The sequence below is a fragment of the Streptomyces sp. NPDC059455 genome (assembly GCF_042750115.1).
Lineage (GTDB): Bacteria > Actinomycetota > Actinomycetes > Streptomycetales > Streptomycetaceae > Streptomyces > Streptomyces endocoffeicus.
On sequence record NZ_JBHYVB010000005.1, the window covers coordinates 77,994 to 99,454 of the forward strand.

Annotated in this window: 13 protein-coding genes; 10 read left to right on the forward strand and 3 right to left on the reverse strand. The window is 68.1% G+C overall.

The features are described 5' to 3' along the window. The 4 genes from ACFXB5_RS03180 to pglZ form a co-directional block, all read left to right on the forward strand. Positions 1–854, forward strand: an 854-nt coding sequence (locus tag ACFXB5_RS03180) for a DUF5753 domain-containing protein (protein WP_385201838.1), incomplete at its 5' end; no start/stop codon positions are given. Between the two features lie 3 nt (positions 855–857). Then, positions 858–1,082, forward strand: coding sequence for a DUF397 domain-containing protein (locus ACFXB5_RS03185; protein WP_385201840.1), 225 nt, complete (start codon positions 858–860; stop codon positions 1,080–1,082). A gap of 266 nt (positions 1,083–1,348) precedes the next feature. Further along, on the forward strand, positions 1,349–5,311 hold the full coding sequence (locus ACFXB5_RS03190; protein ID WP_385201842.1) for a phage resistance protein: 3,963 nt from the start codon (positions 1,349–1,351) through the stop codon (positions 5,309–5,311). A gap of 19 nt (positions 5,312–5,330) precedes the next feature. Further along, complete coding sequence (gene pglZ / locus ACFXB5_RS03195) at positions 5,331–8,255, forward strand: BREX-2 system phosphatase PglZ (protein ID WP_385201844.1); 2,925 nt, start codon at positions 5,331–5,333, stop codon at positions 8,253–8,255. Positions 8,256–8,280: 25 nt separating this feature from the next. Here pglZ and ACFXB5_RS03200 read toward each other — a convergent pair whose 3' ends face one another. Both ACFXB5_RS03200 and ACFXB5_RS03205 read right to left on the reverse strand, forming a co-directional pair. Continuing rightward, a complete protein-coding gene (locus ACFXB5_RS03200) occupies positions 8,281–9,321 on the reverse strand; it encodes a CBS domain-containing protein (RefSeq protein ID WP_385201846.1) in 1,041 nt (346 codons plus the stop codon). Positions 9,322–9,329: 8 nt separating this feature from the next. Next, a complete protein-coding gene (locus tag ACFXB5_RS03205) occupies positions 9,330–11,177 on the reverse strand; it encodes a DUF262 domain-containing protein (protein ID WP_385201847.1) in 1,848 nt (615 codons plus the stop codon). Between the two features lie 83 nt (positions 11,178–11,260). On the opposite strand from ACFXB5_RS03205, the gene brxD reads away from it, so the two are divergent. The 3 genes from brxD (at position 11,261) to ACFXB5_RS03220 (ending at position 16,176) form a co-directional block, all read left to right on the forward strand. Further along, complete coding sequence (gene brxD / locus ACFXB5_RS03210; RefSeq protein WP_385201849.1) at positions 11,261–12,598, forward strand: BREX system ATP-binding protein BrxD; 1,338 nt, start codon at positions 11,261–11,263, stop codon at positions 12,596–12,598. Then, the gene (locus ACFXB5_RS03215) at positions 12,595–14,736 is read left to right on the forward strand and encodes a DEAD/DEAH box helicase (RefSeq protein WP_385201850.1); all 2,142 of its coding nucleotides are present in this window, start codon (positions 12,595–12,597) and stop codon (positions 14,734–14,736) included. Before brxD ends, ACFXB5_RS03215 begins: the two co-directional genes overlap by 4 nt. A 108-nt stretch (positions 14,737–14,844) precedes the next feature. Then, positions 14,845–16,176, forward strand: coding sequence for an EVE domain-containing protein (locus tag ACFXB5_RS03220; RefSeq protein WP_385201851.1), 1,332 nt, complete (start codon positions 14,845–14,847; stop codon positions 16,174–16,176). An 8-nt stretch (positions 16,177–16,184) separates the two neighbouring features. On the opposite strand, the gene ACFXB5_RS03225 is transcribed toward ACFXB5_RS03220, so the two are convergent. Beyond that, positions 16,185–17,234, reverse strand: coding sequence for a hypothetical protein (locus ACFXB5_RS03225; RefSeq protein ID WP_385201853.1), 1,050 nt, complete (start codon positions 17,232–17,234; stop codon positions 16,185–16,187). A 262-nt stretch (positions 17,235–17,496) separates the two neighbouring features. Between ACFXB5_RS03225 and ACFXB5_RS03230 the strand changes: the two genes are divergently transcribed. The 3 genes from ACFXB5_RS03230 (at position 17,497) to ACFXB5_RS03240 (ending at position 21,436) form a co-directional block, all read left to right on the forward strand. Continuing rightward, a complete protein-coding gene (locus ACFXB5_RS03230; RefSeq protein ID WP_351379758.1) occupies positions 17,497–17,637 on the forward strand; it encodes a hypothetical protein in 141 nt (46 codons plus the stop codon). A gap of 130 nt (positions 17,638–17,767) precedes the next feature. Then, positions 17,768–19,327: a DNA/RNA helicase domain-containing protein gene (locus ACFXB5_RS03235; protein ID WP_385201879.1), complete on the forward strand. Its 1,560-nt coding sequence runs from the start codon at positions 17,768–17,770 to the stop codon at positions 19,325–19,327. 219 nt (positions 19,328–19,546) lie between these two features. Further along, the gene (locus ACFXB5_RS03240; RefSeq protein WP_385201855.1) at positions 19,547–21,436 is read left to right on the forward strand and encodes a DNA/RNA helicase domain-containing protein; all 1,890 of its coding nucleotides are present in this window, start codon (positions 19,547–19,549) and stop codon (positions 21,434–21,436) included. The last annotated feature ends 25 nt before the right edge of the window (positions 21,437–21,461 follow it).

Below are 21,461 nucleotides of genomic sequence, written 5' to 3' on the forward strand. Positions count from 1 at the left end.
GGTTTTCGACTCGCGACAGGGGGGGCCGCCGGTTCCGTCGCGTGCGCCACGCCACCCCGCGATCCCCGATGGCGCGGGCGCCCCCGGCGCGCGGCGGCCACGTCTCTTTGATCAGCCGCATCGAGAACGGGAAGCGCGTGTGCTCCCAGGAGCACTTCGCTCAGCTCATGGATCTCTACGAGGTGCCCCGGGACCAGCGCGACGAACTCGCCGAGCTGCACGCTGCCGCGCGGGAACGGCAGCAACCATGGTGGTCTCGATACAGCGAGGTCATCAGTGCGCAGTATGAACGCTTCCTCGGATTCGAGGCCGCCGCCTCGACCGTCCACGAGTACCAAATCGGGATCCTGCCGGGCCTGTTGCAGACCGAGGCGTACGCACAGGCAGTCACGGGCGTGGGCTTCGCCTCGCTGGGGCCAGACCAGATCGAGGCACTTGTCGAGGTCCGCAGCCTGCGCCAACGGCACTGCTTGCACGAGGCGGATTCCCCTCTTGAGTGCCACTACGTGATCGCGCAGGCCGCACTCGACTTCCAAGTAGGAGGCGAGCGCACGCATCGGGAGCAGTTGGAGCACCTGTTGGAGATCTCGACGCACCCGAGCATTGATCTCCGCATCGTCCCTTACGAGAAGGGTGAACAAGCCGCTCAGATCTCGGCGTTCATGATTCTGCAGTTCTCGGACGAGGACGTTCCCGACGTGGCCTTCGGCGAGTCCGTCGCTGGTAGCTTGACTATGGACGACCCGCGAGACCTGCGCCGCCTGCACCGACTCTTCCGGAGCCTCACCGATGCGGCCCTATCTCCGGAGGAGAGTCGCGACATCATCGCTCACACCAGGAACAAGGGAAGCTGACTGATGGAGAAGATAGACCTCTACTCGATCGACCCCGCCACGCTCCCCTGGCAGAAGAGCAGTTTCACCGCCAACAACGGCCAGTGCTTCGAGCTGGCGGCCCTCCCCGACGGCGGGGTGGCCGTCCGCGACTCGAAGAACCCCTCCAGCCCCCACCTCTGCTTCACCTCCGGTGAGTGGAAGGCGTTCAAAGCCGGGATGGCCGCCGGAGACTTCGACAACCTGTAGTCCCCCTCCCCTACCGGCCACTCCCCCCGCCCGTCCGGCACACCGGTTCCCCCCTCTAAGCAAGCCGTTACGATCGGGGACGGGCACACTGTCACGTGAGACTGTGCTCGGGCCCAGTCGCACGTGCGACTGACGACAACACACCGGGGCCGCGCGGAGACCATCCGTAACCGTCGCCGCCCCGGGCCAGGGGGGAGACCCTGCTGTCCAGGCCCACGCGCTCACGCGCACCCAGGGACGCAGGAACCAGGAGAAGCGAGACACAGATGGCCCCGAACGCCACCGGCACGGCACCTCTCCTCCGCGACGTCATCGACATCAAGACGTCGATCTCCACCTCCGACTTCGTGCTGAAGCTCGCCGAGGCCGTCACCGAGGAAGGCGCGGCCCGCGCGCTGCGGGACTACGTCGTCACCGAACGCCTCCTGGAGAACTTCGACGAGGCCCTCAGCCTCATCAAGGCGGCCCTCGACGGGCACACCTCGAAGGCCGCCTATCTCCACGGCTCGTTCGGTTCCGGTAAGTCCCACTTCATGGCCGTCCTCCACGCCCTCCTCCGGGGCGACCCGGCCGTCCGCAGCCGCGGGGACTTCGACCCGGTGCTGACCAAGCACGAGTGGCTGGGCACCGACGGCAAGCGGTTCCTCCTCGTCCCGTATCACATGCTCGGCGCGAAGTCCCTGGAGCAGCGCGTCCTCGGCGGCTACGTCAGCCACGTCAAGTCCCTGCCCCAGCACAAGGACGCCCCGACCCCGCAGGTGTACCGGACCGACTCGCTCTTCGAGGACATCCGCTCCCACCGCCACCGCGTCGGCGACGAAGCCTTCATCGCCGGGCTCGCCGACGCCCCCACCCCGGGCGCCACCGCCGACGACGAGGACGACGACGAGTGGGGGGATCCGTTCACCTGGACGCCGGAGCTGCTCAACACCGCACTCGCCGCCGAGGAGCTGGACGGCGGCGAGGTGAACCTGAACCTCGTCAACCCCAGCACTCCCGCCGAGCTACGCGCGAAGCTCGTCCACGACGCCAGCGTCACCTGGTTCCCCGGCTTCGCCCGGCACGCGGCCGAGGACGAGCACGGGTTCATCTCCCTCGACGCCGGCCTCGCCGTCATCGCCGAGCACGCGAAGTCGCTCGGCTACGACGGGCTGATCCTCTTCCTGGACGAGCTGATCCTGTGGCTCGCCAACCGCATCCACGACCAGAAGTTCGTCTCCCGCGAGACGGACAAGATCACCAACTTCGTGGAGGGCGCCGACTCCCGCCGCGCCATCCCGATCGTCTCCTTCATCGCCCGCCAGCGCGACCTGCGCGAACTGGTCGGCGAGGAGACCTCCGGCGCCGCCGAGACCGCGATCCAGGACAGCCTGAACCTGGCCTCCGGCCGCTTCGACAAGATCACCCTCGAAGACCGCAACCTCCCCCAGATCGCCCACGCGCGCCTCCTCACACCCAAGGACGCGGAGGCCGCCGCCAAGCTGGACGCCGCCTTCGCGAAGGTCAAGCGCGTCGGGCCGCAGGTCTGGGACGTGCTGCTCGGCTCGGACGAGGCCACGACGGGGGCCGACGAGGAGTCGTTCCGGCTGACGTACCCCTTCTCCCCCGCCTTCATGGACACCCTCGTCCACATCTCCTCCGCCCTCCAGCGCTCCCGCACGGGCCTCAAGCTCATGGGCCAGCTCCTCGCCGACCACCGGGACGACGCGACGCTGGAAAACCTGATCCCGCTCGGCGACCTCTACCCCGTCATCGCCGACGGCGGCGACAAGCCGTTCGTGGACAGCCTGAAGGTGGAGTTCAAGGTCGCGGACAAGCTCTACCGGACCAAGCTGCGGCCGCACCTCCTCGGGAATTACGAGATCACCGAGGAGGACATCGAGCGCTACCGGCACCGCCGCGAGACCATCACCGACCCGCAGCTCCTCGAACGCTGCCGGGGCTTCGTCGGCGACAACCGGCTGATGTGCACGCTGCTGCTGTCCGCGCTGGCCCCCGGCGTGCCCGCTCTCCGCGACCTCACCATCCGGCGCCTCGGCGCGCTCAACCACGGCTCGGTTCTCTCCCCCATCCCCGGGGCGGAGGTCGGGATGATCAAGGCGAAGGTCGACGAGTGGGCCACCCACTTCGTGGAGATCAAGGCGACCGGCACCAAGGTCAACCCCGGTGTCCGGCTCGAACTGGCCGGGGTGGACGTCGACTCCGTCATCGCCAACGCGAACGTGAACAACAACCGCTCCAATCGCCGGGCCCTGGCCAGGCGGCTCCTGGCCAAGGAACTGGGGCTGGAGGTGCACGAGCGGCTGGGCAGCGCGGATGATCTGAAGCTCGTCTGGCGCGGCTCGCACCGCACGGCGGAAGTCGTCATCGGCGATGTCAACGACCCGGAGAACCTTCCCGACCACGAGTTCTCCCCGAGCCAGGACGGGCTGTGGCGGCTGGTCGTCGATCTGCCCTACCAGGAGAGCGAGCACGGTGCCGTCGAGGCGGTCAACCGGCTGCGCACGCTGCGCGAGCAGTCCGGTACCGGGACCCGCACCGTGGGGTGGATCCCCACCTACCTGTCGGCCCCCCGCTACAAGGACTTCCAGAAGCTGGTCGTCATCGACTACGCGCTGGCCGACCAGCGGCGCTTCGACACCCACTACGCCCAGCACCTCAACGCCGACAACCGGGCGCGGGCCAGGGTGCTTCTCGAAGAGCAGCGGGAGTCCCTGATCAAGACGGTGACGGCGGCCTTCAAGCAGGCGTACGGCTGCGGGGACAAGAAGGCGTCCGATGTCGACGTGTCCTTCGAGGACCACTTCGCATCGCTGCGTGACGTGCCCGACCTCAAGGTCTCCATCGGCCAGTCGCTGTCCGAGGGGGCCCGGCACATCGCGAAGAAGCTGCTGGCGCACCAGTTCCCCGCGCACCCCGACCTCGACCCCGACGGCACCCACACGGCGGTCACGCCCGCGCAGGCCCGTACCGTCTTCGGGCACATCCGGGCGGCGGCGGAATCCGCCGAGCGGCAGGTCGAGGTTCCCTCGAAGGACCGGCCCCTGATGCGGCGGATCGCCGCGCCCCTCGGGCTCGGCCAGCAGGGAGAGGTCTACTTCCGGCCCTCCAGCCGCTGGGTGGACCACTTCAACCTGCAGGCCCGCACCGACGGCGGTCCGGGCGACCTGAGCGTGGTCAAGTTGGCCGAGTGGATCGACCGGCCCGAGCCGATGGGCCTCGACGCGTTCCTCGTCAACCTGGTCATCGCCTCGTACGCGGAGATGGACGACCGGGTGTGGGTGCGCGCCGGGTCGCTGCTCGACCCCGCGCCCGAACTGTCGGCCATCAAGCCCCAGGACGGTCTGCGCTCCCAGCCATTGCCGGACGAAGCGGTCTGGGAGGAGGCAGGGCGCCGGTTCTGGGACATCTTCGGCGAGCAGCCCCCGAAGCTGCGCCGGGGCCGGCTGGTCAGCCACTTCGCCCGGCAGATCACGGCCAAGGCCCGGGACTACAAGCCGCAGGTGGACACGCTGGTCGAGGAGCTGGAGAAGCACGCGAAGCTGCTCGGCCTGGACGGGGCCGACGAGTCTGCGACGGGCAGGCTGACCCTCGCCCGCCGCTCCCGTGACCTGCTCAAGGAGCTGCGCGACCTCTCCGAGAGCACGGCGGGAGGTTCGGCGGCGGCCAAGCAGGTCATCACCACGTTTGCCACCTTCGACCTGGGCGAGGCGTCCGCCGGCCGCTACGGGGCCACGATCAAGCAGGCCAAGACCGTCGCCGACGCGCTGGTCGTCGCGGCCTGGGACATGCTGAAGCTCGCGCCCAACTACGGGCCGCAGGGCGAGGCCGTGCTGGAGGCGCTGCGCGGCGCGGCACGCGCGGATCAGCGCACGATGCGACTCGAGGACGCCTTGCGGGACGCGCGGAAGTCCATCGTCTCGGTCATCGAGCGCAGCCAGGCGGCAGCCCGGCCCCAGCCGCCCACGGCCACCCCCACGGTCACCCCGGCCCCCGTGTCCCCGCCCTCCCAGCTCACCACGCCCGACGCGGTGAGCCTGAACGACGACGCCGCCCGGCCGCCGGTGTCCACCAACCACCCGCTCCCCGGCCCCCGTGGGGCGCGCCGGTCGGGCGGCGGACGGGCCAAGGCGTCCCAGGTGATCGCTCAGCTCCGGGCCGAACTGGACGAACTCGCGGCCGCCGACCCCGACGCGACGATCGAGATCAGCTGGCGGGTCGTGGAATGAGCGGAACGAGGCAGGTGCGGTGACGACCACGACGACGAGCACGAGCGCGGAGACCACCACCAGTGCGGCACGGCTCAACCCCGCGACCATCGCCCAGTACCTGGCGTCCCAGCCCGGCCTGACCCCGGGCAAGCGCCGGGCCGTGCTGCTGCGCGCCGCGCCGCGCTGGGACGGCCCGGCCGAGCTGGCGTGGGGCGAACACCGACACGCGTCGGTGGCCACCGCGCCCTCGCCGCTCGCCGCGTACGAGCTGGTGCTGGCGCACCGGGCACAGGGGGCGCCCGACCCCGACGTGCTGGTGGTGCTCACCGACCGGGAAGAGGCCGAACTCGGCCCCGACCTGCTGGCCAAGGTGCACCGGCACCGGGTCAACGTGGTGGACTCGTGGGACGTCGTCCGGGAATCCTTCGGCGCGGTCAGCGCCGACCGCTGGCTGGTCGACGAGACCTGGGCCGCCGAGGCGCTGCTGGACGCCACCCCGCCGGGCGGCTGGCCGCGGCTCCCGGGCGGGGTGCTGTCCCGGGACAAGGCGCTGAGTGAACTCACGCTCCGCAGGCTCGGCATCGGCCGGTACGACCCGGACCGCGACCAGCGGCACACCCTGTCCGCGAACGGCGACGCACTCGACATCCACACGCTGCTGCGGTGGTCACTGGCATCCGGCGGCCCGGACCGCTATCTGGCCCTGCGCGCGCCCGAGCGGGCCGGTATCCGCGAGTTCCTCGGCTCGTCGGACCAGGCGGGCCAGGCCGGACGGGCACTGCTCGCCCTGGTCGAGGCCGAGCACGGGCCGGACGCCGTCGCCTTCGGGCTGGTCTGCGCCGCGCTGTGGACGCATGCCGACGCGGCGGCGGACGCGGAGAACTACCGGGCCCGGGGGCGGGCCGAGCGCTGGTTCGGCGAGGAGCCGCCCGCCCACGGCGAGGCCCTGGACACCCTGGTGGCGGCCTTCGGTCGCTCCTGCGAGGAGTACGTCTCGGGACTGCTGCTGACGGGACGGTCGGCGAACGAGGAATCGGCGGCGACCGCGCGGCGCCTCTCCGGTTCCGTACGCGACCGTGCGGCCCTGCTGGCGCGGCAGTTCGGCGCGGAGCAGGCCACCCGTACCAGCCCCCTGCTGGCCGCGGGGCTCGAGGCCCGCTTCACCGCTGTCGGTGAAGCGCTGCCGGCCGGAGAGCAGGCGCGGATCGCGCAGGCGGTGGCCGCGCTCGACGACCACCGGCTCGCGCCCGAACCCGACGCCCGGCCCCGTATCGAACGGGCCCGCATGGCGCAGCGGCTCACCCGGTGGCTCGCGACGGAACCGGCGACGGGCAGTGAGGCGGAGGGCGAAAGCGTGCGGGCCGGGATCGGACGGCACGTCACCGAAACCGGCTGGGTGGACCTCGCGCTCGACCACATCGAGTCCGGCGGGGACCCCGATGCGACGCTGAAGTCGGCCTACGACGCCCTGGGCACCTCCGTACGCGCCCGCCGACGGGACATCGACCGCCACTTCGCCCGGTCCCTCGCGGCCTGGACGGCGGGCGGCAGGCCCCCGGAGGACATGCTGACGGTGGAGACCTTCCTGCCGAAGGTCGTCGCCCCCGTGGTGAAGGCGGGGAAGCGCCGGGTGCTGCTTCTGGTGCTCGACGGGATGAGTGCGGCCATCGCCGCCCAGCTCGGTGAGGAACTGCGCGAGCACTGGGTGGAGTACGACCCGCTGCCCAAGGCGAAGGGCACCCCGGTGCGCCGGGCGATGGCCGCCGCGCTGCCCACCGTCACGGCTGTGTCGCGCACTTCTCTGTTCGCCGCACGTCTCATGAGTGGCACCCAGGCCGACGAGAAGCGGCTCTTCCCGGAGCACCGCTTCTGGGGCGAGGAGGAAGCCGCCGTCTTCCACAAGGACGACCTGCGCGGCGACACCAGCGGTGCGCCCCTCGGCCCCGAGCTGCACGAGGCGCTGGTCGGCGACCGGACGCATGTGGCCGTGGTGCTCAACACCGTCGACGACCGGCTGGCCACCGAGCAGAAGCTCGGCGACGGCGCCTGGCGGCTCGGCGACATAGGGCGGCTGCGGGACCTGCTGCACTTCGCCGCCACCCAGGGCCGGGCCGTGATCCTCACCAGCGACCACGGCCATGTCATCGACCGGCACGGGACGCGGGTCGAGGCCGACCCCGAGCGGGTGGAGTCGGCCCGGCACCGCTCCGGCAAGGGCCCGCTCGCCGAGACGGAGATCGCGCTCTCGGGACCGCGCGTGGTCGCGCCGGAGCCCGGCGGCGAGATCGTCGCCCTCTGGGACGCGGACTCCCGCTACACCTCACACAAGGCCGGCTATCACGGCGGCGCCTCCCTGGCCGAGGTCGCCATCCCCGTCCTGGCCTTCCTGCCCTTCGGCGCCGAGCCGCCGAGCGGCTGGCGTGAGCTGGGCAGCCAGCAGCCGCCGTGGTGGCCGCTCGACGCGGCAGCCGACGAGCCGACGCCGGCACGGCCCGCCGTGGCGCCCTCCCCGGCGAAGAAGCCGTCCAAGCGGACGAAGGCGGACGCCGAGCTGGCCAAGAGCCACGACTCACTCTTCGACATGGCGCTGGTTCCCTCGGAAGGGGATGACGCCTTGCTCTCCGCCAAGCCGGTCTCCCCTGATGACGCGCTGGTCGACGGGCTGATGGCGTCCGAGATCCTCGAGGCTCAGGTGGACCTTCTCGCCCGCCGGCCCCGCCCGCCGGAGCTGGCCCGGGTCGAGAAGGCTGTACGGGCACTGCTGGATGCGGGAGGCACCCTTCCGGTGACCGCCCTGGCCCAGCGCATCGGGCTACCCGCTTCCAGGGCAGCCGACGGCTTCGCCGCCGTACTCCGGCAGTTGCTGAACCACGACGGAGTGCAGGTCCTGGAGACGCTGCCGGACGGCCGGACGGTGCGGCTGCACACGGGTCTGCTGCGGGACCAGTTCGAGCTGACGTAACGGGTCCCACAGAGGGCGGCCGACGTCAGGTGAGCTGCCGCAGCAGCCCGACGAACTGGCGCAGCTCGTCGCTGAGCCTCTTCGACAGCGGCTCGGGGTCGAAGTGCGCGATCATGTTGCGGATCGCGCGCACCCGGTCGAGCTGATGCACGAACTGGACCCGGTCCACACCCGTCCAGCCCAGAGCCTGCCAGTTCTGGTCGGCAAGGGGGCAGAGCGCCGGGTTCTGCTGGTGGCCGTCGAGCAGCTTCACATAGCCGTTGAACATCAGATCGGTGATCTGACCGGTCTTCTTGTTGTTCGGCTGCACCGCGCGGATGTTGTCCGGATCCAGGGCCGTGCCGAGGCACTTGCGAAGCCGGAACTCGATCTCGCCCACGACGAAGAACGGCCACGCCGTGGCGTCGAAGCGCTCCGTAATATCGGCGCCGGTGACGATTCCGGTGAACTGTCCGCCGCTGTCGCGCACGAGCACGTAGCCGTACTCGCTGATGATCGGCAGGAGGGAGAAGAAGTCCTGACGCGAATCCGCGATCGGCGGGTCGTCCACCAGCGCCTTCGCCAGGGTGGTCGCTGCGTTGGTCTCATACATCTTGGCGACCGAACTCCAGGTGACCACTCCGTGCAGGGTCGCCCTGCCATCGATGACGGGCACCTGGGAGTAGTTCTTGGTGCGCATGAGATAGGTGGCCTGGGTCACCGACGCGTTGGACGGCACGCAGTCGACCCCGCTGTGTGCGGCCGGGAGATCCCCGATCCGGAAGGAGTGCTGGGGTAGCGACCCGGGCGTCAGCCCGTCCCCCGCCCCCTCTCCCTCCTGAACATCCGGCTCCTGTTCCTCCGGCTCGGCCACGGATTCGAGGGGCACGACGTGTACATCGGCCCGGCCGTTGCAGTTGGCGAAATAGGGAACGGTCGAAAGCCCGGCGTCCTTGAGCGTCTGCGTGATGAGCAAGACGGACTGGTCGTTCCGCACCCGCGTGCCGAAGAGCGCGAGAAGCTCGGCAACCGGGATCAGCTTGCCCCGGAGTTGGCGAAGCCGCTCCTCAGATGGTGTGTGCGACATCCCTGCGCTCACCAGCCCGCGGTGTCACGGAAGACGGTGCGCTTGCCCATGGCGGACTTCACCAGGTCGAGCAGCTGCCGGGCGCGGTTCTCATAGAAGCGCTCGAAGTCCGCTTCGTGCAGGGCGGACGGATCGATGAGATGAGTGGCGAGAACATCGTCAAACCACTCGGGCCGCATCCCGGACTCCAGCGTGAGCGACTTGAGGTATACGGCGGGAGAGCCCACGAGGCTTCGGCTTGCCCGGAAGGACAGCGGCGTCTTGTTGACGATGGAGTTCGCCTTGGCCGATTGCGCCGAGGCGTTCTTGGCGATCCATCCCTTGGGGAAGATTTGCCGGACGTCCACGTTGTACTCGATCAGCCGGCCCGCGGTGAGAGGCGCCTCGGTGAAGTACCAGTCCACCGCGCCCTGCTTGACCAGCAGCGCGTAGATGCCCTTGTAGGCGGCGCTGTTGCGCGTGGTGAGGCTGTCCAGCCGGTCGTCCAGGAAGGCGGCTTCGGCGATCGTGTCGGGAATGACCCCTTCCTCACCGCGGATCCAGCCGATGAGCTGCTCCACGTCCCGAGTGAAGCGGCTCTCGGTCGATCCGCCGTACATCTCGCCGAGCACACCGCACCAGTACCACTGGGCGATCCGCTCGTCCGAGCCCGGCGTGTCCAGCTCCTCTCCGAGGACGGCCCGGACGGCGGCCAGTGGCACGAGCTGGGTGCGGTACGGGAGGTCTCCGGTGCGGACGATGCACTGCTGCTCCAGGAACGCCCCCACCCACTTGAACGCCTCCGCCACGCGTGGCGCGAGGCGCCGGAAGTCCGTGAGCGGCAGCCGCAGCAGGTCACGGCGCTTGCAGGAGACCGAGCTGCGCTGACCGGCCTGCTTCTCCTCCCAGGTGCGGACGAGCGCGACGGCCTGCAGGAAGTCGCTGCTGCTCAGACCGTCCTCAACGCCGGCCTCCATGCGGCCGAACACCGGATAGGACGAGGTCAGATCCTTCTTGATCTGTTCCCACTCGACCGGGAGCCGATAGTAGTCGCCGAGCTCCGCGACGTGCTCCTGGTTGCCTGCGTAGGTGGCGGTGAGCAGCTCGAAGACATTGAGCGACACACCACCGGTGTTGACCCGTTCGAACACGGCGCACACGGCGTCCATGGTGGTGGAGGCCGGCAGCTTGATCATCGGCACCTGGAACTGCTGCACATGGTTGAGCACGTGCTGCTGGAACTCGCTCCAAATGCCCCAGTTCGCCGTATCGACCTTCACGAACTCCTGGAGCCATTCGTTCACGCGCTGCGTGTCGAACACGAGGTGGAGCGGAAAGAAGCCTTCCGCACACTCCTGTTCGACCGTGCTCAGGTCACGGACGACCCTGCGGGCGAAGTCGGACCGGAGAATCCGGTCCTCGGGCACGGAAACGACCGCGTCGTCACGGTCCGCCGGTGCTCCGATGGCCTTGGCGATGTCGATGTAGTACCAGCGCTTGAGTTCCTTGCCCCTCGCGTCGACGGTTTCAACCGGCTGGTCCCGGTGGAGCGCCTGGAACAGGGAGGTCATGCGCTGCTGCCCGTCCAGGAGCAGTAACTCGGGCGTCGTGCCCTCGGCGGACTCCGCACCGTTGAGCGTACGGGGCTTGAACTGGGAGACACCGCCGGTCTGCAACGCCATCACGACGCCGAGGGGATAGTCGAGCGTCACCGTCGCGATGAGAGCCCTGATGCGCTCGTCATCCCATTTCCATTCGCGTTGGAAATCAGGAAGCTGAAGGGTTCCGGATGCGACATCTTTGAGAACGTTGCCGAGATTGAGGCCGTCGAGCGCCACGCTGGGTCGTCTCCCCGATTGAAGCTGAACGGTGAACATACGATTGCACCAAGTGACCATCCGTGCGTCAAGTGCAATGGCCAGGCCGTCAGATTGGCCTCGCTCAGTGCGAGACTGATGGGGTGAGTACCGACAGCCCCGGCCGAACCGGACCCGTCAGCGCGGCGCGGCGCCGTGACGTCATCGACGCCCTTCGGCGCGGCGCCGTCCCCGAAAGCGGGCTCGACCTCCTCGCGACCGGCCTGGAGCGATTCGAGAGCGCACTCGACGCGGAACTCGACGCTGCCGCGTCAGGATCGTCAGTCTTCAAAGCGGTCCGCGGTGAGTACGGATCCGGCAAGACCTTTTTCACCCGGTGGCTTGGCGAGCGCGCCAAGCGCCGTAAATTCGCCGTCGCCGAGATCCAGGTCTCCGAGAACGAGACGCCGCTGCACAAGCTGGAGACCGTCTACCGTCGGCTCACCGAGCGGTTGGCCACACCTGGGTTTCCGCCCAGCGCGCTGCGGCCTGTGGTGGACGCGTGGTCCTACGCGCTGGAAGAAGACGCACTCGCCGACGGAGCCTCGGAAGAGGCGCTGCCCGACGCGGTCGAGCGGCTGATGACAGCCCGGCTCGTCGAGGTCTCCCGACACGCTCCGTCGTTCGCCATCGCGTTGCGCGGATACCGGAACGCGCTCGCGGCGGGAGACGAGGCCGCCGCGTCCGCCGTCATGGCCTGGCTGGGCGGACAGCCGCACGTGGCCGCCGCGGCCCGCAAGGCGGCCGGAGTGCGCGGCGACCTGGACCACTTCGGCGCACTCGGTTTCCTGCAGGGCCTGTTGACCGTGCTGCGCGACTCCGGGCACGCAGGGCTCTTCGTCGTCCTGGACGAGGTGGAAACGCTCCAGCGCGTCCGCTCAGACGCACGGGACAAGGCGCTGAACGCGCTGCGCCAGCTGATCGACGAGGTGCACTCCGGGCGCTTCCCCGGGCTCTACCTGATGATCACCGGGACACCGGCGTTCTACGACGGACAGCAGGGCGTGCAACGGCTGGCGCCGCTCGCACAGCGGTTGGCCACCGACTTCAGCACCGATCCCCGCTTCGACAACCCGCGCGCCGTGCAGCTCCGGCTGTCCGGTTTCACGCTCGACTCGCTCATCGGCCTGGGGCTGACGATCCGTGACCTGTACGCGAGTGGCTCATCGAACCCGGACCGCATCAAGGCCCTCGCGGACGAGACCTACATCGCCGATCTCGCCAAGGCCGTGGGCGGAGCGCTGGGCGGCAAGGTGGGTGTGGCTCCCCGGCTGTTCCTGAAGAAGCTCGTGGGCGATGTCCTCGACCGCATCGACCAGTTCGAGGACTTCGACCCGCGCGAGCACTACGCCCTGACCGTGAACACCACGGAGCTGAGCGAGGTCGAACGCAACGCGGCGGCGGCCACGAGCGCCGATGACATCGCTCTGGACCTTCCGTGACAGAGGTGCCCGCGGGTCCCGACCCGCTGGATCGACTGCACCGGGGCCTGGTCCACCACATCGTGAACTCCCTGGGCTGGTCGGGCCTGCGGCCGCTCCAGGAGGAGGCGATCGCGCCGCTGATGGACGGGGCGGACGCGGTACTGCTGGCCCCCACCGCCGGCGGGAAGACCGAGGCGGCCTGCTTCCCTCTGCTGTCGCGCATGGCGGAGGAAGGTTGGTCCGGCACCTCGGTGCTGTACGTCTGTCCGCTCAAGGCGCTGCTGAACAACCTGCTGCCCCGGCTGGAGACGTACACCTCCTGGCTGGGGCGCACCGCCGCCCTCTGGCACGGTGACGTACCCCAGACCCGTCGCAAGCGCATCTTGCACGACCGGCCGGACGTGCTGCTGACCACTCCGGAATCGCTGGAAGCGATGCTGGTCAGTGCCAATGTCGATCACCGGGCCTTCTTCTCGGGACTGCGCACGATCGTCGTCGACGAGGTGCACGCCTTCGCGGGGGACGACCGGGGCTGGCATCTGCTGGCCGTACTGGAGCGGCTGGAGCGGGTGGCCGACCGGCAGGTCCAGCGTGTCGGCCTTTCCGCGACCGTGGGAAACCCCGATGAGCTGCTGACCTGGCTCCAAGGATCCGGAGCCGGCAAGCGCACGGCGCGGGTCGTCGCTCCTCACCTGCGGGAGAGTGCTCCGGCGCTTCCTCCGCCCGGAGAGATCGAACTCGACTACGTCGGTTCTCTGGCCAACGCCGCAACGGTGATCGCGGCGCTGCACCGGGGCGAGAAGCGTCTGGTGTTCTGCGAGGCGCGCCGGGACGTGGAGAAGCTCGGCGAAGCGCTTCGGGTGAAAGGCGTGACCACTTTCCTGTCGCACGCCTCGCTGTCCGCGGACGAGCGACGCCGGGCGGAGGAAGCCTTCGCGGAGGCCCGGGACTGTGTGATCGTGTCCACGAGCACGCTGGAACTCGGCATCGACGTCGGTGACCTGGACCGGGTCATCCAGATCGATGCACCCGGCACGGTCGCCTCGTTCCTCCAGCGTCTGGGGCGCACCGGACGGCGTCCCGGGTCGAAGCGCAACTGCCTCTTCCTGGCGGTGGACGAATCCGGGCTGCTGTCGGCGGCCGCCCTTCTCCTGCTCTGGTCCCGCGGCTGGGTGGAACCGGTCGTCGCGCCGCCGGAACCCCGGCACATCACGGCCCAGCAGATCCTCGCCCTGTGTCTTCAAGAACATCAGGTCGGGGATCGGCTATGGCGAGGCTGGTGGGGCGGGCTCGGCCCGTTCGGTGCCTCGGCGGAACCCATCGTGCGCCACCTGATCGACGAGGGGTACCTGAATCTGGACGGCGGGCTGATGTTCATCGGCCCCGAGGCGGAACAGCGCTTCGGGTTCCGGCACTTCATGGATCTGACGGCGGTGTTCACCGCGGCACCGGAGTTCACCGTGCTGTCCGGCCGTACCGTGATCGGCACCACGGACCCCGCGTTGCTCACCGACAAGATCGTGGGACCGCGGCGGCTGCTGCTCGCCGGGCGCAGCTGGCAGGTGACCTACATCGACTGGTCGCGGCGGCGCTGTTTCGTCGAGCCGGTGGACGGGGGCGGAAGGGCTCGCTGGAGCAGCGTCGGCTTTGCCCGCGCCGCCTCGTACGAGCTGATGCGAGCGGCCCGGGACGTGCTACTCGGCGCCACACCGCCGGTCACGCTCACCCGGCGCGCCGAAGGCGCCCTCACCCAGGCCCGCGAGGCGAGCGCCAATCTGGTGCACCCCGGCGGCACCGTAATCATGCGGGGCGGGCGGGACACGAACGTCCGCTGGTGGACATGGGCGGGATACCGCGCCAATGCCACCCTCGCCGCCACGCTCACCTCTGTCGCCGACCCCCTCCAGCGCCCCACGGACGCATACGTCCGGTTGCGCGAGGACATCACCCCACAGGAATGGAAGGATGCCGCTGCGGAGGGTGCCGAGCACCTGTGCCTACCCTCGGTGGACCCGCGTGCCCTGATCGGCTTGAAGTTCAGCGTCGCACTTCCACCGCGCCTCGCCGAGGCGACGCTGGCCGCCCGCCTGGCCGATCTCGACGGAGCGTCCGCAGCGCTCCGCGAACCGGTCAGGTTCACGACGTGGAATGCATGACGGGACGCCGATCGCTGTGGAGCCGGCTGATGGCTGGGGATGTGTGTCAGGGGCGTGCCGTAGCCTCCAAGTCCTGCTCAACAGGTCGGCCGACTCAGAGGGTGACATATGAACGCCTGGCTCCTCACCTGCAACCGAGACGTGTTCGATCTGGACTCATTCCGCCGTGACGGCCATGAGCTCCAGGCCTGGAGCGTGGCGCGTTACAGAAGGGAGTTAGCAGACGGCGACCAGTTCGTCATGTGGATTACGGGGCCCAAGGGAGGTCTCATCGGCCGCGGTCGAATCACCGGGCCCCCGACACAGCAGGCATCCCATCCGGACGAGTACTGGCAGGAGGACCCAGGGCAACGCTGGTACGCCCCACTCGTCATGGATGAATGGCTCGACGAGCCGGTCCCTCGGAGTGAGTTCACCGAGGACCCACGGTTCGTGGGTACCTCGCCTTTCCGGACGCTCTTCGCCGGAAACCCCCACCGTCTGAGCGATGATCAGTGGGAAGCTTTCAGCGAAGCGTTCGACCAGCGCCGTACCGAAGGATCGGGCGAGTGGGGGATGCGGCCCGGTGACACGATCCGGCGCGGGGACCTCCACGATCTCTACGGAGGCAGCCGGGTCGGAGAGATCAGCACATGCCCGGAGTCCAGGAACGTTCTGCTCTTCACCAGCCCCTACACCCATCACGGGCAAGGTTGTCGTAACGGATGGGCGGAGGATGGGACCTTCCGCTACGTCGGTGAAGGCTGGACCGGTGACCAAGACTTCTCAAGCACGAACGACGCGGCAATCCGTGACCATGCACGCGAGGGACTGGCGCTGCGTCTCTTCGACCGAGACGGCGATGATGTCCGCTACGTCGGGGAATTCGCTGTGGATCCCTCGGCTCCGTACGACTACGCAGACGTCTCGGAGCCCGGCGGCAGCTCGATGCGCCAGGTCATCCAGTTCCACCTCGTACCCGTGGGCATCACCTCGCAACCGGCTAGCGTGCCCGTGGGCTGTGAGTACCGAGTCGCGGACGATACTGTCGAGTCGGCCGCCGCCACCCCAGGTCCAGTGAACGCAGGCCTCGCCACGCGGAACCTCAGGGCACATCGGAGACTTCAGAACGATCTGGCGGCGGCTGCCAGGGAGCGGGGCATGACGGTCCTCTCGCCTGGCGCGGCTGATCCGGACTTCGACCTCGCCTGGCGCAAGGGTGACGATGACCTCGTCGTATGTGAGGTCAAGTCTCTGACGAGAACCAATGAGGCGCGACAGATGCGTCTCGGTGTGGGTCAGCTTCTCGATTACCACGATCTGCTGCGAATTCGAACCTCGAATGTTCGGGCGGTCCTCTGGGTGGAGCACGAACCCACTGACACCCGTTGGCTCGGGATATGTCACCGAGCGGGGATCGAACTCGCCTGGCCGGGCAGAGAGGCCGACATCCTCACATAGCGGAGCGGTCATGGGCACCCAAGGGCCTCCAAGTGGGCTGAAACCACCGCAAGATGGTGCGAGGTCGCCCATGCTCGCCACTCTGCACCACCTCCGGCTTTCGGCCGTCGTCGATGAGCGCAGTCGAGGAGCCGGGCGTCCCCCCACGAGGTCTGTGCACCAGTGGACGGCCAGTAAGGGGAAGCTACGAGGTCTTGACTCAGGGTGAAGAAGTCATCGTTGCCGGAGCGGATCCTCGGGTAGACGAAGACCTGCCAGTCGCCTCTGACCGTGTAGCGCATGTTGGGATCTGGCGTTCCCTTGGATCTCTTCGGCATGTGCGGGTGCGTGACCCCGAAGTCCCCGAAATCCGGCGGCTCGCCATCCCACCGGTTGATCACCTGCTGCCACAGCTGTGCATCCAGCCGTGGCACAGGTGTCGCCTGGCCGCGGGGGAAGCCAGTGAGATTGGCGGGGAACGCGCCTGCGGCGACACACCTCTCTCGCCATCGCCACGGGGAAAGCAACCTCAACGCTTCCAGAACGCGCTCCACGGCGCCGTCCCGACCGGCGATGGACCGTACGGGGCCGGCATCTATCAGAAGGTCGGTCTCCTCGGGCTCGACTTTGAGCTCGCGGAGCAGCCCGCGAATTCGCTCTTTGTCCGGGAAGGGTTCGCCTGAGTCCGCGGCCGCCGCGACGCGAAGACACGCCCCGCTCTGGTGTCCGGCCACCGCGCTCGCCGCCTCGGCCATCACGTCGTCGGTGTCGGTGCACCGGACGACCGGGCACATGGTCACGCCCCTGAGACCAAGCGACTCGCTCACTCGGGCCATCGGACCGCCGACGTCACCTTGGAGAACCCGGACCTCTGGTAGGGCACCACAGTCGACAGTGAGCACCGCGCCATTCGGCACAGCGTCCATGGCGTGGTCGCAAAACGTCTCCAAGATGTCCCTGAGGTCCAGGTCGGGGACGATCTCCATCACTGGGCGGATGCAAGCTCGGACCTCAGGCGTCGCGTGCTCAAGGGCCATGAACTCACCTGCTTTGCCCTTGAGTATCGGTACGTAAGCCACCGGCCACCCCCAAGCGCCGCTCAGCGCACCAAGCCAGTCGACATTTCGGCCACTTCCGACAGCGTGACTCGCCCATGCACGCTCAGGTAGAGGCCGAACCAGCCAGTGGCTCATATCCTCGGTACGCCCATGGCTCGGAGGTATCAAAGGGGCTGAGTGTCCAGCTCCGACGGGCGCTGGTATAGATCATGGGTATGCATATTTTCGGAGGAACGGTGGCACAGGCCGCAGCAAGGGTGGCCAACCCTGACTTCATCAGAGAGTGCGCCCACCGCTACTCCACCGCTCATGGACGCTCCCCAGGCGAAGCCGAACTACGCAGCTGGGAGAAGAGCTGGCCTGCGCTGCTCCAGGTCTTGTCCACAGCGGGGTTGGGGGACCTCCACCTTTTGCTGGAGTATGAGCTCCCGGGCACCAGCCAGCGAATTGACGCCCTGCTTCTCGGCCGCCGCTCCGAGAGTGAGGAGCTGGTCGCGATGGTCGTCGAGCTCAAGCAGTGGACATACGCCTCGCCGCACGAAGCGGGTCGAGGGATGCTCAAGGTCGGCGGCAGGGATGTTCTGCACCCGGCCCGCCAAGTCGGCGGTTACGTGCGCTACCTCATCGACTGGGTGCCCACCGAACTAAAACTGGATGTCGGCGGCATCGCCTATCTCCACGCAGCGAGCCCGGATCTGATAAGCGGTCTGCGTGAACACGGAGGCTCGGGCCCCAGCGCCGCCTATCCCGTACTGGGCGCCCATGACCTCCCCTTGGACGCTGATGCAGATGTGCTGGCCGAACGCCTCCGGTGCACAGATCTGCTCCCTGCGCCCCCGGAGCGGATCGATGAATTTCTGAAGGCTCGCCACCGCCCTTCCCCGCAGCTACTCACCAGGTTCGCCAACGTCATCCATGGCAGTGAAACGTTCCGCCTCCTCGGGGAGCAGGACAAGGCGCGTCAAGAGATCCTTCACGCCGTCGAGACCGTCCAATCAGGCCGTCGCGGACACGTCGTCGTCGTCACGGGCGGCCCCGGCACCGGAAAGACGGCCATCGCGACACGGGTCCTCGCCGATCTGTGCCACGCGTCCGACGCCAACCCACGCCTGTTGTCTCCCTCCGGGACGCTCACGCAGCAACTCAACCGCGCGGTCGGAGACTCTGCGAAGGGCCTGATCGCCACCTGGACCAGGGGCCAGCCCAGCGGACTGAAAAAGGACACAAGCATCGTCCTCCTCGACGAGGCACACCGCGCTCGCACGGACCTCGGACGACGCAGCGCCCGCTTTCCCTACCCGCAGCCGTTCACCCAGCTGATGGAACGCTGCGCCGCCTTCGTCCTCTTCCTCGATGAAGGCCAGATCGTCCGTCCTGGCGAGGGCACCACCGTGGACGAGCTGCGGCGAATGGCCAGCGACTACGGCTACGGTTTCACTAAAGTCGGGCTCGACGCCCAGTTCCGATGTGGTGGCTCCCGGACCTATCTGGACTGGATCGATGCCCTTCTCGCACCTCGGGCACACCCGCCACGTTGGTACGGCAACGACTACGACGTGGGTTTGGCTGAAAATCCCGCCCAACTCGAACAGTGGGTCCGCGGTCACCTCCGCCACGGACACAGTGCCCGGCTCACAGCAGGCTACTGCTGGTCCTGGCAGTCCCGTCCCGTGCCTCCGCTGCTACCAGAGGTCTCAATTCCATGGCGAGACGCCACTGGAGACCACGTATGGGAGCGGCCATGGAACGCCCGGGCGGACGGCGTCCTCGCGGGGGAAGGGGTCCCTGGACGCGCCTTCTGGGCTACGGACGACGGAGGACACCAACAGGTCGGATGCGTCTACACCGCTCAGGGCATGGAATACGACTACGGCGCAGTCATTCTGGGTGAGGACATCATCTGGACTGACCATGGGTGGCAGGCACAGCCCGAAAAGAGCCACGACTCAGAGCTCAAGGGACTGAGTCCCGACGAATACCTGCGCTACGCACTGAACACGTACCGCGTCCTCGCAACACGCGGAACACGAGGCACACGCCTCTACTCCACTCATCCTGCGACCCAGGCGTTCCTCCGAAGCATCCTCCCAGACCCCAGCGACGGAGAACGCTGATCAATTTAATGCCCTCGTTCTCCTGACCCCACCGGGCGCGCCATCGAACGAGCCGCTCAGGATTCGGTGGCACTGAGAACACTGCATGGCAGAGCTAGAGTTGAGACCGAAATTCATGCGGCCCGCCGGGCTTCCGCTCCTCCCGGGCACCGCCCGGGCGGGAATCAGAGGACATGCCCCCACCCGCTTCAGCCACTGCGTGCTGCCTGGGGGCCTTCCTTGCTGATCCGCGAATCCGTTGCCTCGGTTGCTGCCGAGATGCACTCCGGGACGCTGTACTTCCGCCTGAACGACCGCTTCGTCCACACACACAGCCACAAGCCCTCCGAGGCTGAGGTCCGCTCGTGGAAGCACTCCATCCCCGCCCTGGTGAGCGCGCTGCTGGAGGCTGGGCTGGATGACGTGGAGATGATGATCGAGTACACGCTGCCGCTCACCAGCAAGCGGGCTGACGCGATACTCGCCGGGGTGCACCCGAAAACCGGTGAACCCTCCTACGTCGTCGTCGAACTGAAGCAGTGGACCGAGGCCTATCCCGACGAGGACTCCCCCAACCTCTGCCATGTCGCCGGAATGCACACCAGGCCAGCGCTCAACCCGATCGAGCAGGTTCGGGGATACTGCGACTATCTTGCGCAGTTCAACGGGACGCTCGACGGACACGAGCATCGGATCGTCGGGGCCGCGTATCTGCATAACGCAACGGAGTTCGGTGTCAGTGGGCTGGATGACGCCGGGCAGAGCCCCCGCGGGCGGTTCTTCACCGGCGACAGGCGTGGCGAGTTCATCGAGTTTCTCCGGGATCACCTAGCGGCGGCATCCGGCGCTCTCGCCGCCGACGCGCTCCGGAACGCGGCGGTCAAGCCATCGACCCAGCTCATCAGGGTGGCCGCGGCCGAGGTGCGCGATCGGGAACAGTTCCAATTGCTGAGTGAGCAGAAGCTGGCGTATGAACTGGTACTCAAGGCGGTCCGGAACGCGCAGCGCTCCGACAGCAAGGAAGTCATCGTCGTAACCGGCGGCCCCGGCAGTGGAAAGAGCGTCATCGCGCTGTCCCTGCTAGGAGAGCTGTACCGGCAGGGCAGGTCGGCTCTACACGCCACCGGATCCGCGTCGTTCACCAAGACCATGCGCAAGGTGGCGGGTGCCCGGAAGCGCGAAGTGCAGGACCTCTTCAAGTACTTCAACAGCTTCATGACCGCCGAACGCAATGACTTCGACGTCCTCATCTGCGATGAGGCACATCGAATGCGCCTGACCTCGGCCAACCGCTATACGCCGGCGGAGAACCGCACCGACAAGCCGCAAGTGGACGAACTGATCGACGCCGCACGCGTGCCGGTGTTCCTGCTCGACGACCACCAAATCGTTCGTCCTGGTGAGATGGGCTCTGAGCGAGAGATCAAAGCGGCTGCGGCCCGAAAGGGCCTGCGATGCACCGTGGTATCACTCGACAGCCAGTTCCGCTGCGGGGGCAGTGACGCCTACCTGCGGTGGGTGCTGCGGTTGCTGGACCTGAAGCAGGGCGGACCGGTTCCATGGGAGCCGGACGCGAAAATGCAGCTCACGGTCGCGGAAACGCCCGAACAGATGGAGGAGTTCCTCGAGGACCGGCGTGCCGAGGGGTACAGCGCCCGCATGTCCGCCGGGTACTGCTGGAGGTGGACCACGAAGATCGCACCCGGTCAGCCGCTCCCTGCGGATGTCGCCATCGGGACCTGGGCCCGGCCATGGAATGTCTACGGGGAGCGAGCGGTGGCGGGAGCGCCTCCGTCCGCGCTGTGGGCGACGGACCCGGCCGGGTTCGGCCAGGTCGGCTGTGTCTATACGGCGCAGGGCTTCGAGTACGACTGGAGCGGCGTCATCCTGGGACCGGACCTCGTGTGGCGCGATGGCCGCTGGGTTGTCGACCGTACGGCATCCAAGGACCCGGTATTCAAGAAATCCACCCCAGACGACGTGGTGGCGGGACTGATCCGCAACACCTACAAGGTGCTGCTCACCCGGGGAATGGTGGGTACCGTGATCTACTCTACGGACGCCGAGACACGTGCCAAATTGCGCGAACTCGTCCAGGCCGAGGCCAGGACCACGGAGCCGGTGGGCTGAGATGGTCTTACCTGCTTCCGGAGCC